The sequence below is a fragment of the Parajatrophihabitans canadensis genome (assembly GCF_053764775.1).
Map to the genome: position 1 here is coordinate 4,725,717 of NZ_CM132445.1, position 22,699 is coordinate 4,748,415.

At 64.0% G+C, this 22,699-nt stretch carries 22 protein-coding genes and 3 tRNA genes; 17 read left to right on the forward strand and 8 right to left on the reverse strand.

The features are described from left to right. Positions 1 to 107 precede the first annotated feature (107 nt). The 5 genes from ACSMXN_RS22740 to ACSMXN_RS22760 all read left to right on the forward strand — a co-directional run bounded on the left by ACSMXN_RS22740 (position 108) and on the right by ACSMXN_RS22760 (position 4,942). Complete coding sequence (locus ACSMXN_RS22740; protein ID WP_022915308.1) at positions 108 to 2,645, forward strand: amino acid permease; 2,538 nt, start codon at positions 108 to 110, stop codon at positions 2,643 to 2,645. Between the two features lie 75 nt (positions 2,646 to 2,720). Beyond that, a tRNA-Glu gene (locus tag ACSMXN_RS22745) sits at positions 2,721 to 2,793 on the forward strand. A gap of 102 nt (positions 2,794 to 2,895) precedes the next feature. Beyond that, a tRNA-Asp gene (locus ACSMXN_RS22750) sits at positions 2,896 to 2,969 on the forward strand. 60 nt (positions 2,970 to 3,029) lie between these two features. Beyond that, on the forward strand, positions 3,030 to 4,253 hold the full coding sequence (locus ACSMXN_RS22755) for a low temperature requirement protein A (protein WP_022915307.1): 1,224 nt from the start codon (positions 3,030 to 3,032) through the stop codon (positions 4,251 to 4,253). Continuing rightward, a complete protein-coding gene (locus tag ACSMXN_RS22760; RefSeq protein WP_022915306.1) occupies positions 4,250 to 4,942 on the forward strand; it encodes a sirohydrochlorin chelatase in 693 nt (230 codons plus the stop codon). Before ACSMXN_RS22755 ends, ACSMXN_RS22760 begins: the two co-directional genes overlap by 4 nt. 11 nt (positions 4,943 to 4,953) lie before the next feature. On the opposite strand, the gene ACSMXN_RS22765 is transcribed toward ACSMXN_RS22760, so the two are convergent. After that, positions 4,954 to 5,682 (reverse strand): peptidase E, encoded by a 729-nt coding sequence (locus ACSMXN_RS22765; protein ID WP_022915305.1) that lies wholly within the window; start codon positions 5,680 to 5,682, stop codon positions 4,954 to 4,956. A 120-nt stretch (positions 5,683 to 5,802) separates the two neighbouring features. Here ACSMXN_RS22765 and ACSMXN_RS22770 point away from each other — a divergent pair. The 3 genes from ACSMXN_RS22770 to ACSMXN_RS22780 all read left to right on the forward strand — a co-directional run bounded on the left by ACSMXN_RS22770 (position 5,803) and on the right by ACSMXN_RS22780 (position 10,990). Continuing rightward, positions 5,803 to 5,876, forward strand: a tRNA-Phe gene (locus ACSMXN_RS22770). 508 nt (positions 5,877 to 6,384) lie between these two features. Beyond that, complete coding sequence (locus ACSMXN_RS22775) at positions 6,385 to 6,786, forward strand: Abi family protein (RefSeq protein ID WP_196811434.1); 402 nt, start codon at positions 6,385 to 6,387, stop codon at positions 6,784 to 6,786. Positions 6,787 to 7,399: 613 nt separating this feature from the next. Then, positions 7,400 to 10,990, forward strand: coding sequence for a hypothetical protein (locus ACSMXN_RS22780; protein WP_155958541.1), 3,591 nt, complete (start codon positions 7,400 to 7,402; stop codon positions 10,988 to 10,990). Between the two features lie 281 nt (positions 10,991 to 11,271). On the opposite strand, the gene ACSMXN_RS22785 is transcribed toward ACSMXN_RS22780, so the two are convergent. Both ACSMXN_RS22785 and ACSMXN_RS22790 read right to left on the reverse strand, forming a co-directional pair. Further along, positions 11,272 to 12,132, reverse strand: coding sequence for a hypothetical protein (locus tag ACSMXN_RS22785; RefSeq protein WP_155958540.1), 861 nt, complete (start codon positions 12,130 to 12,132; stop codon positions 11,272 to 11,274). Positions 12,133 to 12,507: 375 nt separating this feature from the next. Next, the gene (locus tag ACSMXN_RS22790) at positions 12,508 to 13,113 is read right to left on the reverse strand and encodes a TetR/AcrR family transcriptional regulator (RefSeq protein ID WP_027139924.1); all 606 of its coding nucleotides are present in this window, start codon (positions 13,111 to 13,113) and stop codon (positions 12,508 to 12,510) included. Positions 13,114 to 13,206: 93 nt separating this feature from the next. Between ACSMXN_RS22790 and ACSMXN_RS22795 the strand changes: the two genes are divergently transcribed. The 5 genes from ACSMXN_RS22795 (at position 13,207) to ACSMXN_RS22815 (ending at position 16,139) form a co-directional block, all read left to right on the forward strand. Continuing rightward, positions 13,207 to 13,956 (forward strand): SDR family oxidoreductase, encoded by a 750-nt coding sequence (locus ACSMXN_RS22795; RefSeq protein ID WP_022915300.1) that lies wholly within the window; start codon positions 13,207 to 13,209, stop codon positions 13,954 to 13,956. 71 nt (positions 13,957 to 14,027) lie between these two features. Continuing rightward, positions 14,028 to 14,348: a DUF1330 domain-containing protein gene (locus tag ACSMXN_RS22800; protein ID WP_022915299.1), complete on the forward strand. Its 321-nt coding sequence runs from the start codon at positions 14,028 to 14,030 to the stop codon at positions 14,346 to 14,348. Continuing rightward, positions 14,345 to 15,268, forward strand: a complete 924-nt coding sequence (locus tag ACSMXN_RS22805; RefSeq protein WP_022915298.1) for an SDR family NAD(P)-dependent oxidoreductase — start codon at positions 14,345 to 14,347, stop codon at positions 15,266 to 15,268. The genes ACSMXN_RS22800 and ACSMXN_RS22805 overlap by 4 nt, the downstream gene beginning before the upstream one ends. 224 nt (positions 15,269 to 15,492) lie before the next feature. Continuing rightward, complete coding sequence (locus ACSMXN_RS22810; protein WP_035944672.1) at positions 15,493 to 15,843, forward strand: type II toxin-antitoxin system RelE/ParE family toxin; 351 nt, start codon at positions 15,493 to 15,495, stop codon at positions 15,841 to 15,843. Then, positions 15,840 to 16,139 (forward strand): helix-turn-helix domain-containing protein, encoded by a 300-nt coding sequence (locus tag ACSMXN_RS22815; RefSeq protein WP_022915296.1) that lies wholly within the window; start codon positions 15,840 to 15,842, stop codon positions 16,137 to 16,139. Before ACSMXN_RS22810 ends, ACSMXN_RS22815 begins: the two co-directional genes overlap by 4 nt. Positions 16,140 to 16,190: 51 nt before the next feature. Here the strand turns inward: ACSMXN_RS22815 and ACSMXN_RS22820 are convergent, their stop codons facing one another. The 3 genes from ACSMXN_RS22820 to ACSMXN_RS22830 form a co-directional block, all read right to left on the reverse strand. Next, positions 16,191 to 16,394, reverse strand: coding sequence for a tyrosine-type recombinase/integrase (locus tag ACSMXN_RS22820; protein WP_027139922.1), 204 nt, complete (start codon positions 16,392 to 16,394; stop codon positions 16,191 to 16,193). Then, the gene (locus ACSMXN_RS22825; RefSeq protein WP_027139921.1) at positions 16,387 to 16,920 is read right to left on the reverse strand and encodes a site-specific integrase; all 534 of its coding nucleotides are present in this window, start codon (positions 16,918 to 16,920) and stop codon (positions 16,387 to 16,389) included. Before ACSMXN_RS22825 ends, ACSMXN_RS22820 begins: the two co-directional genes overlap by 8 nt. A gap of 262 nt (positions 16,921 to 17,182) precedes the next feature. Next, on the reverse strand, positions 17,183 to 17,800 hold the full coding sequence (locus ACSMXN_RS22830) for a TetR/AcrR family transcriptional regulator (protein WP_081649338.1): 618 nt from the start codon (positions 17,798 to 17,800) through the stop codon (positions 17,183 to 17,185). 197 nt (positions 17,801 to 17,997) lie between these two features. Here ACSMXN_RS22830 and ACSMXN_RS22835 point away from each other — a divergent pair, with 197 nt between their 5' ends. From ACSMXN_RS22835 to ACSMXN_RS22850, 4 genes are read left to right on the forward strand one after another with little or no spacing between them, the layout of a single operon-like run. Then, complete coding sequence (locus ACSMXN_RS22835; RefSeq protein ID WP_022915294.1) at positions 17,998 to 18,732, forward strand: SDR family oxidoreductase; 735 nt, start codon at positions 17,998 to 18,000, stop codon at positions 18,730 to 18,732. Positions 18,733 to 18,734: 2 nt separating this feature from the next. Continuing rightward, the gene (locus ACSMXN_RS22840; RefSeq protein WP_022915293.1) at positions 18,735 to 19,478 is read left to right on the forward strand and encodes an SDR family oxidoreductase; all 744 of its coding nucleotides are present in this window, start codon (positions 18,735 to 18,737) and stop codon (positions 19,476 to 19,478) included. A gap of 24 nt (positions 19,479 to 19,502) precedes the next feature. After that, positions 19,503 to 19,838 carry a VOC family protein gene (locus tag ACSMXN_RS22845; RefSeq protein WP_022915292.1) on the forward strand — a complete coding sequence of 112 codons (336 nt, stop codon included), beginning with the start codon at positions 19,503 to 19,505 and terminating at the stop codon, positions 19,836 to 19,838. A 37-nt stretch (positions 19,839 to 19,875) separates the two neighbouring features. Then, a complete protein-coding gene (locus tag ACSMXN_RS22850) occupies positions 19,876 to 20,319 on the forward strand; it encodes a nitroreductase family deazaflavin-dependent oxidoreductase (protein WP_022915291.1) in 444 nt (147 codons plus the stop codon). A 760-nt stretch (positions 20,320 to 21,079) separates the two neighbouring features. On the opposite strand, the gene ACSMXN_RS22855 is transcribed toward ACSMXN_RS22850, so the two are convergent. Together ACSMXN_RS22855 and ACSMXN_RS22860 are read right to left on the reverse strand one after the other, a co-directional pair. Beyond that, complete coding sequence (locus ACSMXN_RS22855; protein WP_022915288.1) at positions 21,080 to 21,778, reverse strand: hypothetical protein; 699 nt, start codon at positions 21,776 to 21,778, stop codon at positions 21,080 to 21,082. Positions 21,779 to 22,194: 416 nt separating this feature from the next. Next, positions 22,195 to 22,698 (reverse strand): GNAT family N-acetyltransferase, encoded by a 504-nt coding sequence (locus ACSMXN_RS22860; protein ID WP_196811433.1) that lies wholly within the window; start codon positions 22,696 to 22,698, stop codon positions 22,195 to 22,197. Position 22,699 lies beyond the last annotated feature (1 nt).

Consider the following 22,699-nt stretch of genomic DNA (forward strand, 5'->3'; position numbering starts at 1 on the left):
TCCGGCGGGCCCGCGAACTACTCGAATCCGACACCGGACGTGAGGTAGGTGCGGGATCACAGGGTTCGCCGTGAGGAAGTCGCTAGGAAAGAAGTAGCCTCCTCGCTATGACAGATGTGAAGTCAGCCCGGACCGAGCAAGCGGCGGCTCCCGCGCTGGCCAACACCGTCTCACTCCCCGATCGGTTGGGTTACCGGATCAAGCGGGTGCTCCTCGGACCACCCCTGGTGAGTTCGCAACTGCACGAAGAGAAGCTGTCCAAGCGCGTCGCGCTCGGCGTGCTGTCATCGGACTGCATCTCGTCCTCGGCGTACGGCACCGAAGAGATGTTGATCGTGCTGCTGGCGGTCTTCGGGCTGGCAGGCTTCCACATCCTGGCGCCGATGACCGCAGTCATTCTCGTCATCCTGACCCTGATGACGCTGTCGTACCGCGAAGTCGTCATGGTCTACACGCGGGCCGGCGGCTCGTACGTCGTCTGCCGGGAGAATTTCGGCTACAAGACCGCCCAGATCGCCGCGGTGGCGCTGCTGATCGACTACATCGTGACGGTGGCGGTGCAGGCCGCGGCCGGGGTCGCGGCCATCACGTCGACGGTGCACTCCCTTGTCGACTACAAACTCGAAATGACCGTTGCGGTCGTTTTGCTGCTCGCCTTCGGCAACCTGCGCGGCATTCGCGAGGCCGGCAACGCCTTTGCCATCCCGACGTACTTCTTCTTCGGGTCCGTCTCCATCGTGATCATCATCGGCGTCGTCCGCGAGATCTTCGGTGACCTACCCCAGTACGGGCTGGACCGGGTGGTCGGTGGCAATCCCCAGCTGCCGATCGTGAACGAGGGCCATCCGATCTTGTCGGGCCTGGCGATCTTCTACCTGCTCAAAGCCTTCGCCAATGGTGGCTCGTCGCTGACCGGGTTGGAGGCGATCTCGGACGGCGTCAGCGCGTTCAAGGCGCCGCCCGGCCCGAATGCACGGCGCACGCTCGGCATCATGTCGTCCATGCTGGCGTTTCTCGTCGTCGGCGTCGGCTACCTGTCGATGGAGACCCATTCCGCGCCGTTCGAGAACGGCTCGCCGACGGTGATCTCGCAGGTCGCCAAGGCCGCGCTGGGCAGCGGGGTGTTCGGCCAGATCGGCTTCGTCCTCGTCCAGATCGCGACCGCGCTCATCTTGTTCACCGGGGCGAATACGCCCTTCACTGGCTTTCCGTTCCTGGCAAACTTCGTGGCTGAGGACTCATTCCTGCCGCGCCAGTTGACCCGACGCGGGCATCGGCTGGCCTTCAGCAACGGCATCTTCGTGCTCACGCTGTTCTCGATCATCTTGCTGATCATCGGCCAGGCGAATGTCGACAAGCTGGTGCCGTTCTACGCCCTCGGGGTGTTCACGGGGTTCACGCTCGCCGGCTTTGGCATGGCGAAATATCACACGATCCACAAAGAAGAAGGCTGGAAGTACAAGTGGTGGATCAACGCCTCGGGCGGAGCCCTGTCGCTGGCCATCGTCATCATCACGGCAGTCGTGAAGTTCACCGAGGGCGCGTGGCTCGTCCTGGTGCTGGCGCCGCTGCTGTGGCTGCTACTGATGCGGCTCAACCAGCAGTACCGCGACGAAGCCCGCTCGCTCGACCTGATCACCGCGTACGGCAAGGCTGGGCGTACCGGTGCCAACTACCCGCGACACGTCGTCCTAGTCCTCGTCGATCGGTTGGACCTGGCCATCATCCGGGCATTGCGCTACGCCGGGTCGCTACGCCCGACCGAACTGCGCGCGGTCCACATCTCCCTCGACAGCGAACGGGCTGACGCGCTGCAGCGAGAATGGATCGAACGCGGTCTCGGCGACCGGGTGCCGCTGGAGATCGTGGAGTGCCCCGACCGCCGGCTGATCCGTGCGGTCGGCGAGGCAGCCTTCGGTGCTGTCGTGGGCGAGAGCGCAGAGGTGACCGTGCTGCTGCCGCGACGGACCTTCCGCCGGGTTTCCCAGCGCCTGCTGCACGACCGCACCGCGGACCGGATCGCGGCGGCCATGGCCAAGATCCCGCACGTGTCGGCGACCATCGTGCCCTTCGACACCACCCTCGACCCGCAGCAAGAGGCCGAGCTGCAGAAGATGCGTAAGAAGGCGGAGAAGTCGCTGCCGATGCCCACGGTGGACGCCTCACACAACGACAAGGCGACCACCCTGGCAGAGGTCGAGCCCACCGCGCCGGGCGAGGGGATCAAGGGACCGCTTGACGGGATGAAGCAGCTTGCCAACGGCGGGACGGGGCGGCCGCCGTCGCCGTCGGATCCGCGGGGCATCTTGACCGCCGACGGCACGGCGGACGAGGCCGAGCCGGACTACGAACCGGACGCCGAAGGCATCATGCCGATCGCCGGCGTGAAGTGGAAGCAGCGGGTGACCATCGAGGGTCGCATCAAGATCGTCCAGGTCGGCACCGCAGCGGGTAAGTCGCTGGAGGCGCAGGTTTTCGACTCGACCGGCGGTATGCGGCTGCTGTTCTTCGGCCGGACCCGGATTCCGGGTATCGAGCCCGGATCGGTCGTTCGGGTCAGCGGAACCGTCGGCGAATACAAGGGGCATCTCGCGCTCGCGAATCCGCGGTACGAACTGCTGCCCACCGATTCGGTCACCAAGTAGCCGCACCCGTGCTGACCGGATCGAATTGCAAGCTAAGATGGTGCGGTTGTTCGGCGCAGGTCGGTCAAGCAGCAAGCCCCCATCGTCTAGTGGCCTAGGACGCTGGCCTTTCACGCCGGTAACACGGGTTCGAATCCCGTTGGGGGTACGCAGGGCCGCAGAGGGTGTGTAAATCGACCTCGGCCCGGCGTAGTAGAGTTCCGAAGGTTCGCCGAGCAAGATGGTGAGCACGTTCAACAAGGCCTACCAAGGCCCCGTAGCGCAGTTGGTTAGCGCGCCGCCCTGTCACGGCGGAGGTCGCGGGTTCGAGTCCCGTCGGGGTCGCAGACGATCCGGTTCCCAGGTGGAGCCGGATTTTTGCATTCACCAAGGAGAATCGACCGCATGACGTCTGGCGATACGGGCTCGGTCCTCAAGCAGTGGCGCGTGCCGATGGTCGCTCGCGCCGCGGATGAGGTTGGTCGGGTCTCGACGCCACTGGAGCTGCTGTTCGACCTGACCTTCGTGGTGGCGGTCTCGCAGGCGGCCGCCGAGCTCGGCCACGCCGTGGCTGCCGGTCACATCGGCGACGGCATCAACGGCTACCTGCAGGTGTTCTTCGCGATCTGGTGGGCGTGGATGAACTTCACCTGGTTCGCCTCCGCCTATGACACCGACGACGTGCCGTACCGGCTCATCACCGCGGTGCAGATGGGTGGCGTCCTGGTACTCGCTGCGGGAGTGCCCAGCGCCTTCGAACACGGCGAATTCGGCAGGATCACGGTGGGTTACGTGATCATGCGGTCGGCAATGGTGTGCCAGTGGCTGCGCGCGGCCCGGTCAGATCGAGAGCGGCGAGCGGTGGCGCTGCGTTACGCCGTTGGCATCGGGGTCGTTCAGCTGCTTTGGGTCGCGCGTCTCGCGGTGCCGCACGACTACCCAACCTGGACGTTCGCCACTCTGGCCGTCTGCGAGATGCTGGTGCCGATCTGGGCTGAGCAGGGCCGCCCCAATCGGACGAGTTGGCATCCGCATCACATCGCTGAGCGGTACGGGCTGTTCACGATCATCGTGCTGGGCGAGTGCGTATTGGCCGCGACGGTCGCGATTCAGTCGAGCCTGCAGAGTGATGGTGTCAGTCTGCGACTGGTGCTCGCTGGGTTCGGTGCGCTGGCGTTGCTGTTCGGGCTGTGGTGGTTGTACTTTCAGAGTCCAACCGGGCATCGGCTGTCGGACAAGCCAGAGGTCGCCTTCTTCTGGGGTTACGGCCACTACTTCGTGTTCGCGTCGCTGGCGGCGCTCGGGGCCGGTCTCGAAGTTTCAGCCGAGGCGCTGGAAAATCACCTAGAGATCAGCGAGGCAGGCGTCGGCTATTCGGTCGCGATTCCGGTGGCGATCTATTTGCTGATGTTGCAGATCCTGCACGGTTCGCTGCTGTCAGGGTTCTCAATATCGCCGCCTGTGCTCTTTGGTGCGGTGGTAGTGATCCTTCTTGTTCCGTTGGCTGTTCATGCCCTTTCGGTTGGTGGTGTCATCGTGGTGATAGCGGCCATCGTGGCTTCGCTGGTCGCGGTGTCGGTCATCACCGACTCCAGAAGAAGTGTGTCCGCAGAACTAGATTCGCCATGACGAAACCTGTGTCCCCCACCCTGGTCGCCGTCGCGCACGGCACCAAAGACGCTGACGGCATCGCGCAACTTCGCCGTTTGTGCAACGTAGTGCGGACGAAACTGCCCGGGGTTGCGATAGAACTGTGCTTCGTCGACGTCGTCGAACCTCGGTTGGCCGGTGTTCTCGAGGCGTTGCGGGGCCCGGCTGTTGTCGTCCCGTTGCTGCTGGCCACCGGGCATCACGTGAAATCCGATATTCCATCGGCTGTTGGAGATCGGCCGCGGACGATCGTGACCGCTCCGATCGGTCCCGACGAGCGGGTGTCGGGCGCGGTGCAGGCACGCTTGGAGCAAGCCCGGGCTGCCTTCGACTGGGACGAGGACGAGCCCCGCGAGGACGAGGTAGTCGTGATGGCAGCCGGGTCGTCCGACCCCGAGGCGCGCTTGCAGCTCGCTGCCGTCGGGCGGCAGTTGGAGGCGTGGAACAGCCACCATGTGACGATCGCCCAGTTGACCGACAAAGATCCGTTCGCGCGGCTGTCACCGACGGTGCAGGTCGCGACGTATCTGCTGTCCTCCGGCCACTTCAACGACAAGCTGCGCGGGCAGACCGCCGAGCATGTGGTCGGCGAACCCATCGGTGCGCATCCGCTGGTCGCCGAGGTAATCGTCGAGCGATATCTGGCTGGGGTCAGCGCGCTCGGCTGATGCGCTTGGGCTCAGCTGAGCAGTCTCGGTTCGATTCGCTCCTCGACGGCTTCGCCGGACGAGTTTCGGCTTACGTAGTATGCGCCTTTGCCTTCAACATCGGACACTGCCTCGACGAACTCGGTGCCTCGGTAGAGGATGCCGACACCGTCATCAGTTGCATAGCCAGCGGGCAGCGTGCCGTCAGCAATGCAGGCTTGAAACAGTGGGCGTCGCTGCGCTTCGGAGTCGTAATGCACGCCGTTGGAAAACGGCACAAGGGCGAGCCCGTTCGTCACCGGGCGCAGATCGGGGCCGAACGAGTCCGTGGGGCCGCCGACGTGCCAACAGATCGAGCCGGCCGAGACGCCGGTCAACACGACGCCTGCCTGCCAGGCCTCCCGCAGGATGTCGCCGAGGCCGTGCAGCTGCCACATCGCCAGCAGTCCGGCGACGCTGCCGCCACCGACCCAGATGACGTCCTGGCTGAGCAGATGGGTCCGGACGTCCTCGATATTGGGCATCGGGAAGAGCGCGAGGTGACTGGGCTGGTAACCGGCCGCGTGCGCGGTGTCGTAGAAGTAGCGAATGATTTCGGACGCGTCACCCATCGCTGTCGGGATGAAACACATTTTCGGGGCGGCGTCAGCTCGGGCGAGTTCGACCGCGAACTCCATCAGGGGTGAGAAGCGCCAGTGGGTGCGCGGAGCGTGCCGCAGGCCCCCCGAAGTGGCCAAGATCGTGGGTGCCTGTGCAGTCATAAGGGGCAATCTATCGTCGGCCGGCTACCTGTAAGCTGTCGGAGGTTCGCTCGCGTCCGCGCTTTGTGGATGCCGGGCGGATGGTACGGCGTTTGGGTAGCATTTCTTCGAGCGTCGTACGGCCAGGTAGCTCAGTTGGTACGAGCGACCGCCTGAAAAGCGGTAGGTCGGCAGTTCGATCCTGCCCCTGGCCACAGCGGTGACGCAGGCCCCCGGAAAGCACAGCTTTCCGGGGCTTTTGTGTTTCTTGACCTAAATTTCAGGCGCCGTACAGCGCTCAATGAACTACCGCGTGGCCCGTATTCCAAATACGGACCAGCGCAGGGATAGCGCACGATGCCGAATCACATTTTGGATGCCCTGCTGCCTTCGTTCGAGCTGCACCTACGCGCCGGCGACGAAGACCATCAAGATCTAGGTCGGGTGAGGAGCGGATTCGGTAAAGGTTGGCGGATAGAAATCCGGAATCCACAACGTGGCCCTGCGTCTTGTTCTACGGTCGACACCCGTGAGTACGGTCGGTTTGCCTGGGGGACGGTACGGCCGAGCGGGCTGGCCTCAGCTTCGTCCGGAACCAGTTCGGCGCGCAAACGGTGGCAGACGGCGGCACAAAGGAGACCCCGGCCGCATCACGACTCAAGGTCGGAGAGGCGGGTACCGGGGAATGCGAACACCACCATAGCGCAACGAGGAAGATCGACCATGACAAGCACGACTGCGCACGCAGCCCTCGAACGCGCAATCTCACCTGATCGACTGGGAACGTATATCGCTGCGGCCACGGGAGATACCGCAACGGCTTTCAAGCTCTATCTGTGGGATCGCGACCTCGCATCAGCCATCCTGGCCGACATCGCCATCCTCGAAGTGGCCTTGCGGAATGCTTTGAACCAGTCACTCACCACGAGCTACGGTCGAGAATGGTATCGGCAGGACGTTGGTTTTGATGAGCGTTCGCGCGGCGCGCTGACACGAGCCTGGAACGGTCTACCCGCAGCCAGGCGAACACCCGGCCGGGTCGTGTCGCAACTCATGTTCGGCTTCTGGCAGGACTCCTCGACGTTGGCGCCGTCGCCGGCAAAGAACCACAGAACTTCCATATGAACTATGAACAATTATGGAGACGCGGTCTTCACACCGCCTTCCCCGGCGGAAAGACCGAAGCTCGTCCGGACGGGGGGCGATTCACCAGGGCCTGGATACACAGCACGGTTCGCGTCCTTCACGCCCTACGCAACCGGGCCCCGCACCACCAATGATCGCAGGCTTCCCGCTGCCCGGCCAGAAAGACAAACACGGCAAGCAGATCCGACTCCCAGCACCCCTCGGACACGAAGCCTTCATGAAACTCGCCAGACTCATCGACCGCGACCTAGCCACATGGATCGCCAACAACAAACCCGTCCCGCACATGCGCACCCGCAGACCCTGACAGCGAGAGCGTGGGCGGTCCCCGAGGGCATATCGCCGACTCTGCGCGCAGATGTCGAGCCGCGGACTGGAGATCGGAACGCGATATGCGCGGCATCACTGGTTCGATCGCAGCATCGCCCGCACCTTGAGGGCGCTGGCCGATGCTGGGCCGGGTGAGCCGCTCGCATGGTATCCAACTGCTGGTGCGCCGCAGATGCCATGATCATCGCAAGGCATCGATGTAGCCGACGTGTTCACTGCGTTCGCCGGTGCAAGCGAGACGCGTTCTCGAGCGGAGGCGGACATGACGGACGAGCTTCTAGGGCCATACGCGGTCACGTCGACGCAGGTCGGCGCGCTGGGTCAATCGTTCACTCCGCTCGTCAACGCGCTGCTACGCGCTGAGGTTGCCGTCGCCGGTCTGAGCAGCGTTGCAATCACAACCACCGACATCGAAAACATCGGCGATCGCGGTGTTGATGTCGGCATCACCCGCGCGGTGGAGTCGCGACACATCCCTGCTGGCGAGAGTGCTTGGCAGTTCAAGCGAGGGGACCTCGCGCCAGCCAAGTCCAAGCAGGAGTTGCGAGGCGCCACCCAGGCGCAGGAGGTGCTTCGTAGCGGCGGAAGGTACCGGCTTGTCCTTGGCGCTGACCTCAATGATCTGAAGGTCCGCAATCGTCGCAAGGCGCTACTTGAGGAAGCGAATGCGCTCGGGATCGCGCTTGCATCTGACGACGCGATCGAGGTGCTTACGGCTAGCGACCTTGCCGAATGGATAGAGCTCCATCCGTCGTTGGCAGTGTCGAACTTGTTGGGCGGTGTCCGGGGCGCCGTCGAGGACTTTGACGAGTGGAGCGGCTCTGACGGCGCGGCGACACAATACGTCGAGTCTGATGCGCGCAAACGAACCGTCAAGGTGATTCAGGATTTTGTCGTCGGCTCGGAGTCGTGTGCGATGCGAGTCGAGGGGGTCAGCGGGCTCGGCAAGTCGCGGATCGTGCTGGAGGCACTCCGGGGCGAGCCGTATGAGGCGATCGTTATCTACATTCGCGAGGCCGACAAGTTTCCAGCAAGCCTGATCCGATACCTGACTGGAGAGGGTCGTACCGCAATCTTGGTCGTGGATGAGTGCGACGCGCGCACGCACAAGAATCTGGCCGCTGCCATGCCTCAAGGCAGCCGCTCTCGTCTCATCACAATCGGTGAGCTTGAACCGTCACGGTCCGAAGGTCGACCTACGGCTCTCCCGCCGATGGAGAGTCACACCTTGGCAGAGGTGGTTCGACTCAACCGACCGGCGATCGGTCCAGAGTCGGCTAGCTTCGTGGCTGAGATCGCGGATGGCAATGTGCGGTTGGCGCTCGTGCTTGCTGACGCAGTGGCCCAGTCCCCAGACGTCATCGCTGCGCGCCTGATCAATATCGATCTCATTAAAGCGTACGTCACCGAATCCCTGCCTATTGGAACCGACTTCATGGCGTCGGCCGCCTTGGCTCTCCTTACACGTGTCGGCGTCGCTGATGACGTAGCAGGGGAGTTATCGCTTCTTGCGGACGGGCTCGGTCTTCCACTTGTCCAGCTCCGCGCTGCTCTTCGGACGCTAACCGAGCTAGGGCTGTTGAGTCGCAAGGGGCGCTACCGCAGCGTGACTCCTCAACCGCTCGCGGTGTACTTGGCCACTCGGGCATGGGAGGACTTCGGCGACCAGATCGTCGACGACCTGATGCCTACGCTGCAGGCGCCGTTGCTCGCGCTCCTCGTGGAGCGAGCGGCTGAGATCGGACCTAGCGCAGCGGTCGTTCGCCTTGCTTATGTACTGATTGGCCGCGCCGATATTCTTGGGTCCCTCAATGCGCTCGAAGAGGGTGAGCACCTAGGTCTCGTCCGGTCGCTCGCGATCCTCGTACCCCAAGCGATGATGACTGCTCTGAGCACGATGCTTGAGGGCGCGACCGACGAGCAGCTCGTCGGCGCAAATCGAAGTCGACGGACGCTGGTTCGGAGCCTTGAGGCCCTCGCGTGGCACTCGGCTACCTTCGAAGTTGCCGCCGATGCGCTTCTTCGCCTAGCGCTGACTGAGACCGAGGACTTCACCAACAACGCGACGGGCGCGTGGTGTGCCCTCTTCGGTGTGATGCTCCCGAACACCGCGGCCAGCCCAACAACGCGGCTGGACTACCTAAAGCGCGCCGCAACCTCAGCCGATGTGCGACTGCGCCGGTTGGCGGCAAAGGCTGCGGCCGGCCTGCTTCAATCTCACGAGACCAGCTTCTCATCCGGCGAACGACAACTTGGCGTCATGGTCGAGCCGCGCGGCCGGCCGTTGACTTGGGCAGATGTCTGGGATTACCAGCGCGAGGGGATCAACTTGGTGCGCCAATTCGTGGATGACAGCGATGTCGAGATTGCCAAAGCCGCCATCGCGGCACTCGTGCGTGCGATCCATCCCTTCCTCGAATACGAACCCGTCCGCGACGACCTGATTCGCGCCCTCGCCTCCTTGCCTGGGCCTGGATTGCGGCAAGTCCGAACCGAAGTCTCACACCTTGAGGCACTGTTCGACAGGGTCAGCGGAGTCGAAGGCCGCCGCGTAGGACTAGAGCTGCTCGAAGCCGCGCTACCTAAGCAGAATCCAGACGACCGCCTTCGCTCCCTTCTCCAGACACGTCGTTGGGACTTCGACGACGAGAACGAGCTCCAACGACGCATCACGGAGGCGGTCACCGAACTGCTGAAAACTGAGTCCGTCGCCTCGCTCCTCGCCGTCTTCGATGAGGACCGATGGGAGGCATCGTTCGAACTCGGCAACAGCCTCAGCCAACTTGTCCCAAGTCAGGAGGTCGAAGACCGGTTGGTCACTCTCGTAGACCAGCCCAACTCACCCGGACTGACGGGCTATCTACAAGGACTGGTCGCTGGTGGTCGAGCGTCAGCTTTCGACGACTTTCTTGACGGGCCACACGGCACGGCTATGCCCGCCGGCGACCGACTATTTCTGACCGTACGCGGCCCGAAGTCAACCCGGGGATGGGATCGAGTCAATGAGCTGCTGCCAAGTATGCCCGTCCAGGCGGGCGCGGTAGGGCTGTTCGGATGGCACATCGATTTCAATACCGACCAGCTGAATACAACCCTCATCGATTGGCTACCGCGCATCGCCAGCCAGGCCGACTACACCGCCGCCGTCGATTTCGTGGCCATGGCCCTATACCGTCGCGACGCACCAGCCGGAGCCGTCGAGTCTCGCGTGGTCGAGCTGGTTGAACTCCGTCGCCTGTACCCAGACGTCGGTCAGCAGAGCCACGACTGGACCCGTCTAGCGCAACGCCGGCTCGCGTCGGCACCCGCCGAACTCTGGACTTCACTCATCGACCTCGTCCATGCAGGCGGGCTGCACATGTTCGAACACAGCGAGGAATTGAAGCTCGCGCAGGAGGCGCTGAAGCAAGTCGGGATGTCTGCCTGGGATCAAGTCATGTCGAAACTGGACGATGACAACTGGCGACTCCAGATGGATCTCCGGGGTTGGTTCGCCGACGCGATGCCCGGCGATGAGGTCGTCACTTGGATCGGCGACGACGTGACTCGTGCTCGGACTGCAGTAACCCTCGTTGGGATAAGCGACGGCGCGCCGAGTGCTGTTGTTCGGCATCTCCTCGAACACTTCGGCGACGATCCAGCTATATCTGATTGGCTGATCAGTGACTTCGTAACCGGCTCATGGATGGGCAACGAGTCGGACCGGCTGCAACGCCAGATCGACCAACTCCAGGCTTGGGTCGATGACGTCGACGAACCCGAGGGCCTCAGGCGCTGGGCGCGGAAGTTGATCGCGAGCCTGAAGAAGTCACGTGAGGCCGCTCTCCGCCGCGAAGCCGAAGGGGACTGGTAGGCGCTTCAGCGCCTACGCATTCATCTGTGCGCTCCCGCCGATCCGACCGTCTGCTCGGTATCGACGGCTCTTGCGCCGTCCGCCGCTATTGACGATCAGAGCGGACGGACGGACCGTGCGCGCATATCGTGGCAGACTCGAGCGGTCGGGGTCACCGGTGCATGGTCCAACGCTGCGGGTCGATGGTGACACGGGTGAGGGCGACTGATGTGACGGCATCGGGGTAGGGCCCCCGATCGCCCGTGCGCGGATCTGCGACCGGTCATGTGCGCCGTCGCGGCTTATGGTTTATGGTGCCACAGCCCATTCGGCTCGACGCGGCAGCCAAACCCGTAAAGCAACAATCGGGCCTCAACGTCCGGCATGTTGAACACCTCCGAGAAAGCTCTCGCCGAGAACGCGTCACAATTTGCGATCCAGTCGTTCATGCTGACCAGAATTTGCGGGGATAGCGGGCGCCACAGGTCGTCAAGGCCCCGTTGCAGTCCAAGGCCCCGCAGCGCAGCAGCAGCCTCCGCCGTTGGGATCCGGAAATGCTCTGCGAAGGACTCCGTTGAGAACTGCGCTTGATCCTGGGCCCACAGTTCCATCGCTCTCGACGGACGACCCGTGCTTCGGAGTCGCCGTCCCTCGCGGGAAGCGATCTTCTTGCGCAACCATTCTGTAAACGTCGCTACCCCGGTGAGGGTCCCGATCGCGAAGCCGATTTCCTCGTGTGCGTCCCAAATGGTTTGCGCCGTCTCGACCCACTCGTTGAGACCCGAGCCTCCGGCGGTGCCATACGCGTATACGACGAGGTGGCTGGGGTCACCCTGGTAAATGCCGGCTTGTACCGCTCGGAAAAAGTCGGCCCACAGCGTCTGAGTCGACTGTTCCGCGACGAGAGCACCGTCGGCGGTTAGACCGAACAGGTTGTGCGCAAATGCCACAGTGCGGCGCTGACCGCTACGGACATCGTCCGCGAGGTCACCCGTGAGAAGAGCGAAGGAGCTAGCACCCATGAAGTCGCCCGCGATGAGCACGTCCGAGACCGTCATGCCGTCGGCAACGATGACGGTCCGAGTCGGCAGCCCTTTGATAGGTACAGGAGTGCCAGGGTCCTCGTAGCTGACCTCTGCAGCGTCAAAAAGCTTAATCTGCATCTGAACCTCCTCATATGCCACAGTTCGTACACCGGGCGCGCCACTGCGATCTGGGCTCGGGGCAGCAGCTGCGGCGTTGCTCGGCGCCTCGACTAACGACACAGCGAGGCGAAACCCATTCTCCGTGTCCAGCCGGTCGGACGCGCTCCGCCCAGCTTGGCATGTCCGGACGGTCGACCATCGCAGAACGTCTCATCTGCGCGAGCCCTCGGAGCATCTGCGGCCGTGCAGATCGACGGTTCGCGGGCCGTGACGGCGAGGCTCGGCGCCCGGCGACGAGCCGTTGGGCGGTGACTTGTCCGCTCGCCGAGGCCCAGGTGAGACCAAGCGCGAGCTGGTCCCTCGGCGAGGGCTGTGAATGAATTCGGCTTGGGCTTATCTGCCGGTGATGAGCGCGAGGACGGAATTGACCGCGGTTTCGAATGGGCGGGTGCTCCGTTGCACCTGGGCGAGTAGCAGCCCTCCTTCGAGCGTGGCGAGCAGGGTAATGGCTAGATCGTCCGGGTCAACGTCGGACAGGAGCTTCCCCTCGGCATGAAGGGTCCTTAGTCCATCGCTGATGGCGGCTGCCCACTGATCGAACCCGGAGGCGATAAGTGCTCGGGCCTCGGGGTCGCTCTCGGCGAGTTGACCAACGAGCGAGCCAAGTGCGCAGCCCCCCTTCGCCTTGGTGCGCTTCGCGGCGGTGATCACCATCTTCTGCCAAGCCTCGACTCCGTTCGCGCTACCGAAGGCCTGCCGGTTGCGACTGACGATGCCGTCGGCGTGATAGTCGATGACCGCCTGCACGAGGTCATCCTTATCGGGGAAGTAGTGGTACAGCTGCGAGCCGCTGACTTCCGCCGCCACCTTGACGTCTTCCAGGGTGGTCGCCACGACTCCGCGTTCGTGGATCAGGGCGGCGGCCTCCTCCACTATTCGTGCCCGTGTACGTGCTCCTTTGACGGTGAGCTTCGGCCGCTCGCTGGTGTCGTTAACCATGCCTTCCATCCTAGCAATTTTGAGTTTGACAGCCCAGTCCGGCTATGTGAGAGTGAGTTATCCAACCCAGTTTCATCGGAGGGTAGACAGTGAATGAATGATCTAAAGGACCGGACCGCGCTTGTTACCGGGTCGACGAGCGGGATCGGCAGGGCTGCGGCCATCGCCTTGGCCGCCCGCGGCGCTCATGTGCTGGTAGTCGGACGCGATGAGCAACGGGCCAAAGACGTGGTCACCGAGATCGAGGGCAGCGGGGGTAGCGCGACGTTCCGGCTCACGTCGCTGGTCGACCTCGAATCGGCCCGGGAGCTGGTCGAGTGGGCCATTGATGCCGGCAACGGTCACGTCGACATCCTCGTCAACAACGCCGGCGTCGCCTTGATGGGACCAAGCAACGCAGCAACCGAAGCAGACTTCGACGAGACCTTCGCCGTGAACGTCAAGGTTCCGTTCTTCCTCGTCGCGTCACTGGCGCCAGCCATGGCCGAACGCGGTTGGGGTTCGATCGTTAACGTCTCCACGATGGTCGCCAGCTTCGGACAGGCCGGCATGGCTCTGTATGGCGCGAGCCGAGCAGCGCTCGAACTCTTGACGAAGGCCTGGGCCGCCGAGTACGGCGGACGTGGCGTTCGGGTCAACGCCGTTGCTCCCGGCCCGACGCGCACCCGGATGATGGAAGCGGTCCCCGAAGAGATGGTCAACCACCTCGCAGCACTGGCACCAGCAGCTCGCGTAGCTGAGCCTGAGGAACTTGCTGCGGCGATCGTCTTCCTCGCCACCGACGATGCCAGCTTCGTGCACGGCGTCACCCTCGCGGTCGATGGCGGCCGAGTAGCGACGTGATGCCTGCAGGCGATGACGTTCAAGGGTCAAGACCTAGAGCAGAAATCAACCAAGAACTGAGGACTATTCATATGAGCGCATACGTAATTGTCGAATTCACGGTCAAGGAGCCGGAAACGTACCGCGAGAGATACGCGCCCATTGCTGGGCAGACGGCCAAAGAGCATGGAGGTGAGGTAATCGCCGCCGGTAACCGGGAAGTCCTGCACGGCGATGGCTCGCTGACTTCAGGAGCGCTCGTGCGGTTTACCGACCGGGATGCGGCCCTCAACTGGTACAACTCGCCCGAATATCAGCAGCTGATCGATGTTCGAGGTGTCGCGATGGATGCCCGTTTCAGTTTGCTCGACGGCCTCCCCATGCCCGCCGAAGATGTCAGGCAATCCGTATGAGCTCACTCCCAGCAAAGACGGTGCTGATCACGGGCGGCAACGCCGGGATCGGCAAGGACGTGGCCCGGCAACTGGCGTTACGTCCCGAGATCGCGCGGATCTACTTGGCGTGCCGGAACCGAGGTCGGGGCACAACGGCGAAGGCCGAGCTTGAAGCGGCGACCGGCCGGCGCATTTTCGATGTCGTTGTCATGGATGTCGCCGATCTGGGTTCGGTACGAGCTGGCCTTGCGGCCATCGACGGATCGGTCGACGCGTTGGTCATGAACGCTGGTGTCATTGGCCCGCAGTCGATGGAGTTGACCGCTGACGGGGTCACCAAAGTGTTCGCGACGAATGTTCTTGGCCACGCCGTTCTCCTCGAAGGGCTCCTGGCCGAGGGGCGGCTTGGCGAGGTTGCGGTCCTCGCCGGAAGTGAAGCAGCCCGCGGAGTTCCGAAGTTGCGGATGAAACGGCCATCCTTCGCCTCAACCTCAGCCGATGAACTCGCCACCGTCATCGACGGCGTCTATTTCGCCAGCAGAAAAGCTGACTTCAACCTGGCGTTCGGGCAGGCCAAGTACATCGGCGCCCTGTGGATGGCTTACCTGGCCCGCCAACACCCCGACCGCCGTCTTATCACCGTGAGCCCCGGCGGCACTACCGGCACTCAAGCCGCCAACGACCTCAAACTGCCGCTACGTATAGCAGCCAAATACGTCATGCCCGGCCTGGGCCTCACCCACAAACTTGACGTGGGCGCGAGACGACTGGTCGACGGCGTCATCAACCCGGCCTTGTCTAGCGGCGTGTTCTACGCCAGCCCAGCCAACGCTGTCACCGGTCCGTTGGTCAATCAAGCCGACATCTTCCCCGATCTGGCCAACCTGTCCTTTCAGGACCACGCCAACGAAGCCATCCACCGCTTCATCACCAAATGACGTTTGCTCAATACCTCGCGGACTAGTGTCCACAAACGCGAGGTCAACAACTGGCTCCCGGGTGGTCTCGGTCCGAGGTCAGTGGCGAGTGTCCACGAGCGGCCATTGTCGTCGCGGACTATAGATTCATATGAGCGCGTGTCCGCTAGCCAACCACTCGCACATATCGACGGCTCGCGTCATTCTTCGGTGCCGTGTCGTACTCGGTGTATAGCATCAACGCTATGGCTTGGGGTACCGTTGAGTTGGAACCAGAGATTCGGGACTGGCTCGAACAGTTGCCGGTAGCTCGGTTCGCGACGGCAGCGTTCTACATCGACCTACTGGCTGAACAGGGTCCGTTGCTGAGCGAGCCCTACTCCCGGCAGCTGGACGGCAAGCTCCGCGAGTTGAGGTTCCATCTCGACCGGCAGGCGGTGCGAGTGACCTACTGGATCGCCTCTGGCCGGCGGATCGTGCTGTTGACGACGTTTGTGAAGACGCGGATGCGTGAGGATCGCGAAGTCGAGCGAGCCAGACGCGCACTAGCCAGATGTATAGCTGAAGAGCATGACACTGAAGGAGGCGAGACATGAGCGAGCGAGGTAGCTGGAACGAGATCCGGGACCGGCGCATGGCCGAGCCCGGGGCGCCAGAGGCGTACCACGCTGCGGCGATCGCCTACGAGCTCGGGCGCACGGTCCGCCAGCTCCGCGAGGAACGCGGCTGGAGCCAAAGCCAGCTCGCGGGTGCTGCTGGCATGACCCAATCTGCGGTGGCTCGTTTCGAAGCTGGCGGTACCGTGCCGAGTCTGCCGGTGCTCGACCGCCTTGCTGGCGCATTGGACGCCAACCTCGTGGTACAGATGACCCCGCGCGTTCACGTCGCCTAGCCGCCGCGAGGCGTAGCTCTCGGCCAAGAACGCGGCAGCGTATGGCGGTGGTTACCGGGCGGCTCCGGCAAGGTAAGCCGCGACGATGTAGGTCGCGTGGCGATCGAGAGACACCCTGGCTCGGTCGTAGCGCATCGTCGTCCGCGGGTCAGCATGGGAAGCCGCCTCTTGCACATCACGCAACGGCACACCGGCGTCCAGGGCAGCAGTGATAAATGCATGGCGCAGGGTGTGCGGCCCGATCGGCTTATTCACCGCGCTCAATACCGAGCGCGTCGATGTCCGCCCCTAATGCCTCGGAGATCCGTAACCCGTTGATCGCCAGCAGCGAGATCAACGCATGCTCCTGAGCTAGACCCAGACCGGCGGCAACTAATAGGGCACCGACCTCATTACGGTCCAATCCGATCGCATGTGATTCGTAGTCCAGCCGGGGTCGGCGGACGTGAACGGCCGGTGAGTGCTCGAGCAATTCTTCCTCGACGGCGTAGCGGTAGAACCCAGACACCCTGCACAGCCGGCGAGCAATCGTCGCCCGCGCCCGTCCGCGGGCCTCCATGTCACGACCGAAACACTCAATGTCGGGGCGGCGAGCCGCGAACAGATGCAGACCGTGCTGCTGGCACCAACTCGTGTACTGACGCAGATCCAGCGCGTAGGCCTCACGGGTCAGACCGCTATAACCGGCAAGGAAACCAGCCAACGCGAGACGTTCGCCGTCGCTGAACAACGGCTCGACATGCACCACGACCTCGGTCGCGGCAGAACTGATGGTGGTCATACCAACCTCCAGGATTCAGGCCAGAGCCCGGCGTCCCTGGAAGCGTCGTCGCTCCAGCACAACGGATGAAGCAACAAGCGTAAATCCAACGATCACGCCGCCCTACCGATCGATCTGCGCGGACCACCAACCACCGCGCTGAGCGCGATATCGACGGTTATCGCGCGTAGATCGCGGCATCGTCTGGATGGTCTTAGACGAGGCAAATCTCGTTCGTGAGCATGCGGCCTAGCCGACGCAGGGTGTTGCCGGGGCGCGGCCGCTAAAGGGCAGCGTCAAGAATTGCTTCGGCGGCGGCACGCGAAGAACTGGCGATAGAGGCGTCGTGGTCCATCCAGGCGGCGGTGATTCCGCCGTCGTAGATGATGTTGAGTTGGCGAGCGAGTTCGACGGGGTCGGCCGCGCCGGCCTCGACGCAAAGCGTGGTGAACAGGTTGCGGATCCAGGCGCGGAAGTCGTTGGCGGCGTGGGTAACTCGACTGGCGAGGGGGGCTTCGGCGAGGGCGGACACGAACGCGCAGCCGCGGAAGCCGGGTTGGGCGAATACCTGAGCTTGGACGTCGAACAAGGCGAGGATGCGTCGCCGCGGATCTCGGTGTCGGTTGACTTCGGCCAGGAGGCGCTCGGTAGTTCCGTCGTGGCGCGCCTGTAGGTAGGCGAGCACGAGTCCCTCCTTGTTGCCGAACAGGTTGTACAGCGACGCCTTGGCGACGCCCGCCCGCTCGAGGACCCGCTCGACCCCGACTGATTGAACGCCCTCGGAATAGAAGAGTTCATCGGCCGCGGCGAGCAGACGTTCGCGGGCCGACGCGCCGGACCCGTTCCTCGGGTGATCCGAGTCACTCAAGTACGTGGAGCTGGCATCCGAGATCTTGGTCATGATGGTCACTATAACGATCGGTCTAGCTGATCTGAAGGCGGCCATCCGGAACGGTAGACCGTTTTTCTAGCAATGTTCGATGTAAGTGCGCTTGTCCACGGGGCTCGGCGCCCGTGACCGAATCCCAGATCGACCCAGGCCGGTCGTTCCACAGCTAGAACGAGCGGTACAGTCACGGCACCTCGAGAGGAGCAAGTATGACGGTTCAGCCGGACGCGGCCCCGCTGGTTGCGGTGGTGACGGGTGCAACTTCGGGAATAGGCAAGGCGGCCGCGCTGCGGCTAGCGGCGGACGGTTTCTCGGTGGTCGTGCACGGTCGCGACGCCCGGCGCGGGGCGGAAGTGGTCGCAGCGATCGAGGACAGCGGCGGCCAGGCTCGATTCGTGGCGGCCGACCTCACTGACGCGAGCGAGATCGCGGGCTTCGCCGAGCAGCTCGGCGATATCGATGTGCTGGTGAACAACGCAGGCATCGCCTGGTTCGGCCCGACCGCTGGTCTCGATGTGGCGACCTACGACCGGTTGTTCGATGCGAACGTCCGTTCGGCGTACTTCGTCGTCGCCGCCGTCGCCCCGAAGATGGTCGCCCACGGCCGCGGCAGCATCATCAACATCGGCAGCATGGCCGGCCAGATCGGAATGGCCGGCGGCGCCGCGTACAGCGCGACCAAGGCATCGCTGGCCTCATTCACGCGTTCGTGGTCAGCTGAGTACAGCCCGTCCGGCGTGCGGGTGAACACCGTGTCGCCCGGCCCGGTCTATACCGCGGTGCAGCCGGCGGAGCAGACCGCGGCGATCGGCACGACGACCATCTTCGGACGGGCGGCACAGACCGATGAGATCGCCGAGGTGATCGCGTTCCTGGCCTCGAACAAGTCCAGTTACGTCACCGGCGCCATCTACGCGGTGGACGGCGGGCGGACGGCGATCTGACCATGTCACCCACTGATCCCTTCTCGTTGATCGGCCAGCGCGCATTGGTCACCGGCGCGACGAACGGTATCGGCCGAGCCAGCGCGGTCGAACTGTCGCGCTTGGGCGCCGCGCTGGTGATCCACGGACGCGACGCAGACCGCGGCGCCGCCGTGGTCGTCGAGATCGTTGCGGCTGGCGGCGTTGCCGAGTTCGTAGCCGCCGACTTGACCGATCCGGACGGCGCGCGCGCTCTACTCGACCAGGTCGGTGACGTCGACATCCTCGTCAACAATGCAGGATTCTCGTGGTGGGGGCCGAGCGATGAACTCGACGCTCAGGGCGTCGACAGTCTCTTCGCGGCCAATGTTCGAGCGCCATATCTGCTGACTGCGGCCCTGGCCGCCCGGATGGCCGAACGCGGCGACGGCGCAGTTGTCAACGTGTCGAGCATGGCGGCGACGGTCGGGCTGCCACGCGGCGCGGCCTACAGCGCGACGAAGGCAGCGGTCGCCGGGATGACTCGTTCGTGGGCAACCGAGTACGGCCCGCACGGCGTGCGCGTCAATGCCGTGGCGCCGGGACCGGTCTACACCGGCAGCCAGGCTGGAACCGAACGCATCACCGCGCTCGGCCAGAGCACGATCCTCGGCCGGGCCGCCCAGCCGGAAGAGATCGCCCGAGTAATCGGCTTCCTGGCCTCGCCCGCGGCCAGCTACATCACCGGAGCGATGATTGCCGTCGACGGCGGTCGCACCGCGATCTGACCACGATCGAGAGGACCCGAATACATGACGATCCGCATCTACGCGACGAGCGTCGACGCCGCCGACGCGGCGACGCTGGCGACCTTCTGGGCCGCTGCGCTTGGACGCGACCTGAATCCCGGAGCAACCCCAGAGTCAGCCTCGCTCGCCGCCGCGAACGGCGATCATCCGATCTTGTTCCACGGTGTGCCCGAGGCAAAGACGGTGAAGAACCGGCTCCATCTCGACCTGATCACAACCGACTTCGAGACCGAGTTGGCGCGGTTGCTGAGCCTGGGCGCCACCGAGTTGGCGAGCTTCCCGGCCTGGACGACACTTGCCGACACAGAAGGCAACGAGTTCGACCTCATCCGCGGCTGACCGTTCAACCACGACAAGCGCGCGCCGAGGAGACCCTATGACCAGCAACGAGCCGTCCGAATACCGGCCAAGCGCCAGCGAACGAGCGCGCGATCAGGTCGCTCGATACGAGGCCAGCGACGGCACCGACGGCGGCGAGCTCGACGGCCGGCCGGTTGTCATACTGACGACCCGCGGGGCGAGCAGTGGTGCGCTGCGCAAGACCCCGATCATGCGCGTCGTGGATGGCAACAGCTATATAGCCATTGCCTCGTACGCGGGGAACCCCCGCAATCCCGCGTGGTACTACAACCTGAGCGCCGACCCCGAAGCCGAGATCCGCGACGGCGCGCGGCGCGTACCGGTACGGGCCCGGGAGGTTTCCGGTGACGAGAAGGCGCGAGTGTGGGCGATCGCCGACGGCGGCAATCCGGCCTACGCCCGCTACCGGGCCGCCGCAGGACGCGACATCCCCGTGTTACTGCTCGAACCAAGTCCATAACTGAAGCACGCCGTCAGCGCCCGCTGGCCACGACGTCCAACATCGCTCGCGGCAGTCGCGGCCCACCCAAGCCTCCGCGCAAGTCCGACGGTCCCGCCCGCAAAGAACTGATCGCTCCAACCGGGCACGACCGCGCACTACCTGCGGCAGATCAGATCGCGTGCGCTCGTGCGCTCGCACATAAAGACCCATCTGAGCGTCAAGCGCGAAGGCTCGTGCCGCGCATAGCGACGGATCCCGCGTGTTTATTGAGGATCACGTCGGCGGTCGGCGCGGCGCGGGGCAAACCGCGTTGGTAGTCATTGCGATACTGGGGCGGAGAGATCGGCGACGACGAGACCGGAACCGCGCCGGTGACCCGCTCCAGCGGCCGCAGGCGCACAGGTCGGCGTCCGCGATGCGGCCGACTAACGAATGCGCCACGCCGTCACGAGTGGGCCTTCGTCGCGGTTCGCGAGAACGATTGGGCCCCACGAGGCCTACCAACATGCCAGAGACCGCGGCAAACTACACGCCTGTCGCTGCGCGGCGTGGGCACCCGCTGGACCCGGATCCTCTGGCGTTGCTGGATCGACGGCACAACCATATGACCGGCCCTGCACCTGAAGAACACGCAGCCGCAATCACGGACTGACAAATCGAAATCGCTTCTGCTCCCTAGCCCTGCCATGACCGCGAGCCGCTCTGCCATGCCGACAAAGCGGGCCTGTCGCTGCGCCTTCTGACCTCGAGGTGGACAGCGGAGTCTCCTACCACGGCATCAGGACGGGAGGATGTTGATGACTCTCGCTAGAACCACCACGAGCACGGATAGTGAAATCAGCGACTGTAACGCCATCAGTGCCTTCGCGCGGATCGTGAGTGGCATTGTGTCCGTCGGGCTAAAGGCGACGGCGCTGGTGAAGGCTAGATAGAGATGGTCGGGGAATCGAGGTCGCCAGCCCGGGGCGGCGAGGCCTGCCGTCGAGGTCTGCGGGAACTGGAAGTCCGGATAGGGCACCGGATCGCCTGCTCGTCCGGCCGGACCGCCGCCATCGAGTTGCCAGTAGAGCAGCCCGAAAGTGATGACGTTGGCCATGAGTACCAGCGAACCGGCGATCAGCAGCCGACTGGCACTCAATGCGACCCCATCGACCTTGCCGCCGTCAAGGACGAGCACGACGAGCCGGCCCGTGGCGATGGCGTTGGCCCCAATGAGCACGCCAAACAGCAACAGAATGGTGGGCCGCAGGCGCCGGGGAACCGGGCCCGGCTTCGCCGCGATGATCAGCATGACCAGGAATGCGACGGTCTCGATGATGGGGACGAGCGACGGGGGCCCGACTCGGTCGCTGGTCGGTATTAGCACCTGCGGCAGGATCGCGACGACGATGGCAACCAGCGGCCAGGTGTAACTCTCCTGCGCGCGCTCCGTGCGGCTGCCGCCCTCCTCCGATCGCGGATCAGGTTCGGTGCTCATCCGTACTGGATATCACAGGGTCGATGATTTTCGTCCGGATGTGGTGGCGTGAGTGGCAGGTATCCGCGATGGTCCGGCGATTGAAGGCCGGGGATTTCGGAGTCAACGGCAAGCGAAAGAGTGACCAGTTGTCGGCGCGCGGCGATCAGTTTCACTTGCTGCCGACAAACAGAGGTCAGCACCGTGACCGGAAGGTTTCGAGCGACAGATAGCTAGTCAAGCTGCGGATAATTCGAGGGCGTCAGTCGGGCGCTGTACGAGCCGAGGGATGGCCATGCATGGCCGCCAGCCGAACCACAATCTGCGGACCGGCAGCCACGCACGAACAAGTCTCAGTTGCGTAGATTCCAGCGAACGTTGCAGAAAGTAGCAGCACGCGAGACTTTCGCCGGCACAAACCACGGCGGAGATCCTGCTCAGTCTGCTGCGGTAAACGCGGCGTCGATCGACGACATCTTTTGCACGAGGCGGAGCGTTCCGGGTATCTGCCTGAAGCCGTGATGCCTGTAAAACGCGCACGCCTTCTCGTGCAAGGCATCGACAACGACGAACCGCGCGCCGACGTTGCGGGCAGCCAACGCTGCACGTTCTAGCGCGTCGGCAAGGAGTGCGCCACCGAGGCCCTGATCGTGAGAATTCTTGTCGAGGGCCAACCGGGCCAGCAGGATGGCGGGTATATCGATCGGGCTCCCGTGGCCGAGAGACTTCGGGAGGGCGTCACGCTGCAAGACGTGGGCCATCAACGAGTAGTAGCCAATCACGACGGTCGTATCGACCTCGGTCCAGACGAATGTGCGAGTGATACCCCGTGCGTCTGACCCCAACGCGGATGTGATCAGCCACCCATCAAGGGCTGGTTCGCCAGAGTCAAACCCCGTCAGTGTGTGGCGCGTGTCGTCCAGTGAGGTCGATGAGAGCACC

What these genes read in the sequence shown, in the direction of transcription:
- ACSMXN_RS22840 (WP_022915293.1), top strand. Translation starts at nt 18,735, where the DNA reads ATGTCACCCACTGATCCCTTCTCGTTGATCGGCCAGCGCGCATTGGTC.
- ACSMXN_RS22790 (WP_027139924.1), bottom strand. Translation starts at nt 13,113, where the DNA reads ATGGTTAACGACACCAGCGAGCGGCCGAAGCTCACCGTCAAAGGAGCA.
- ACSMXN_RS22805 (WP_022915298.1), top strand. Translation starts at nt 14,345, where the DNA reads ATGAGCTCACTCCCAGCAAAGACGGTGCTGATCACGGGCGGCAACGCC.
- ACSMXN_RS22815 (WP_022915296.1), top strand. Translation starts at nt 15,840, where the DNA reads ATGAGCGAGCGAGGTAGCTGGAACGAGATCCGGGACCGGCGCATGGCC.
- ACSMXN_RS22835 (WP_022915294.1), top strand. Translation starts at nt 17,998, where the DNA reads ATGACGGTTCAGCCGGACGCGGCCCCGCTGGTTGCGGTGGTGACGGGT.
- ACSMXN_RS22775 (WP_196811434.1), top strand. Translation starts at nt 6,385, where the DNA reads ATGACAAGCACGACTGCGCACGCAGCCCTCGAACGCGCAATCTCACCT.
- ACSMXN_RS22855 (WP_022915288.1), bottom strand. Translation starts at nt 21,778, where the DNA reads ATGAGCACCGAACCTGATCCGCGATCGGAGGAGGGCGGCAGCCGCACG.
- ACSMXN_RS22765 (WP_022915305.1), bottom strand. Translation starts at nt 5,682, where the DNA reads ATGACTGCACAGGCACCCACGATCTTGGCCACTTCGGGGGGCCTGCGG.
- ACSMXN_RS22830 (WP_081649338.1), bottom strand. Translation starts at nt 17,800, where the DNA reads ATGACCAAGATCTCGGATGCCAGCTCCACGTACTTGAGTGACTCGGAT.
- ACSMXN_RS22755 (WP_022915307.1), top strand. Translation starts at nt 3,030, where the DNA reads ATGACGTCTGGCGATACGGGCTCGGTCCTCAAGCAGTGGCGCGTGCCG.
- ACSMXN_RS22740 (WP_022915308.1), top strand. Translation starts at nt 108, where the DNA reads ATGACAGATGTGAAGTCAGCCCGGACCGAGCAAGCGGCGGCTCCCGCG.
- ACSMXN_RS22845 (WP_022915292.1), top strand. Translation starts at nt 19,503, where the DNA reads ATGACGATCCGCATCTACGCGACGAGCGTCGACGCCGCCGACGCGGCG.
- ACSMXN_RS22800 (WP_022915299.1), top strand. Translation starts at nt 14,028, where the DNA reads ATGAGCGCATACGTAATTGTCGAATTCACGGTCAAGGAGCCGGAAACG.
- ACSMXN_RS22780 (WP_155958541.1), top strand. Translation starts at nt 7,400, where the DNA reads ATGACGGACGAGCTTCTAGGGCCATACGCGGTCACGTCGACGCAGGTC.
- ACSMXN_RS22810 (WP_035944672.1), top strand. Translation starts at nt 15,493, where the DNA reads ATGGCTTGGGGTACCGTTGAGTTGGAACCAGAGATTCGGGACTGGCTC.
- ACSMXN_RS22850 (WP_022915291.1), top strand. Translation starts at nt 19,876, where the DNA reads ATGACCAGCAACGAGCCGTCCGAATACCGGCCAAGCGCCAGCGAACGA.
- ACSMXN_RS22795 (WP_022915300.1), top strand. Translation starts at nt 13,207, where the DNA reads ATGAATGATCTAAAGGACCGGACCGCGCTTGTTACCGGGTCGACGAGC.
- ACSMXN_RS22825 (WP_027139921.1), bottom strand. Translation starts at nt 16,920, where the DNA reads ATGACCACCATCAGTTCTGCCGCGACCGAGGTCGTGGTGCATGTCGAG.
- ACSMXN_RS22760 (WP_022915306.1), top strand. Translation starts at nt 4,250, where the DNA reads ATGACGAAACCTGTGTCCCCCACCCTGGTCGCCGTCGCGCACGGCACC.
- ACSMXN_RS22785 (WP_155958540.1), bottom strand. Translation starts at nt 12,132, where the DNA reads ATGCAGATTAAGCTTTTTGACGCTGCAGAGGTCAGCTACGAGGACCCT.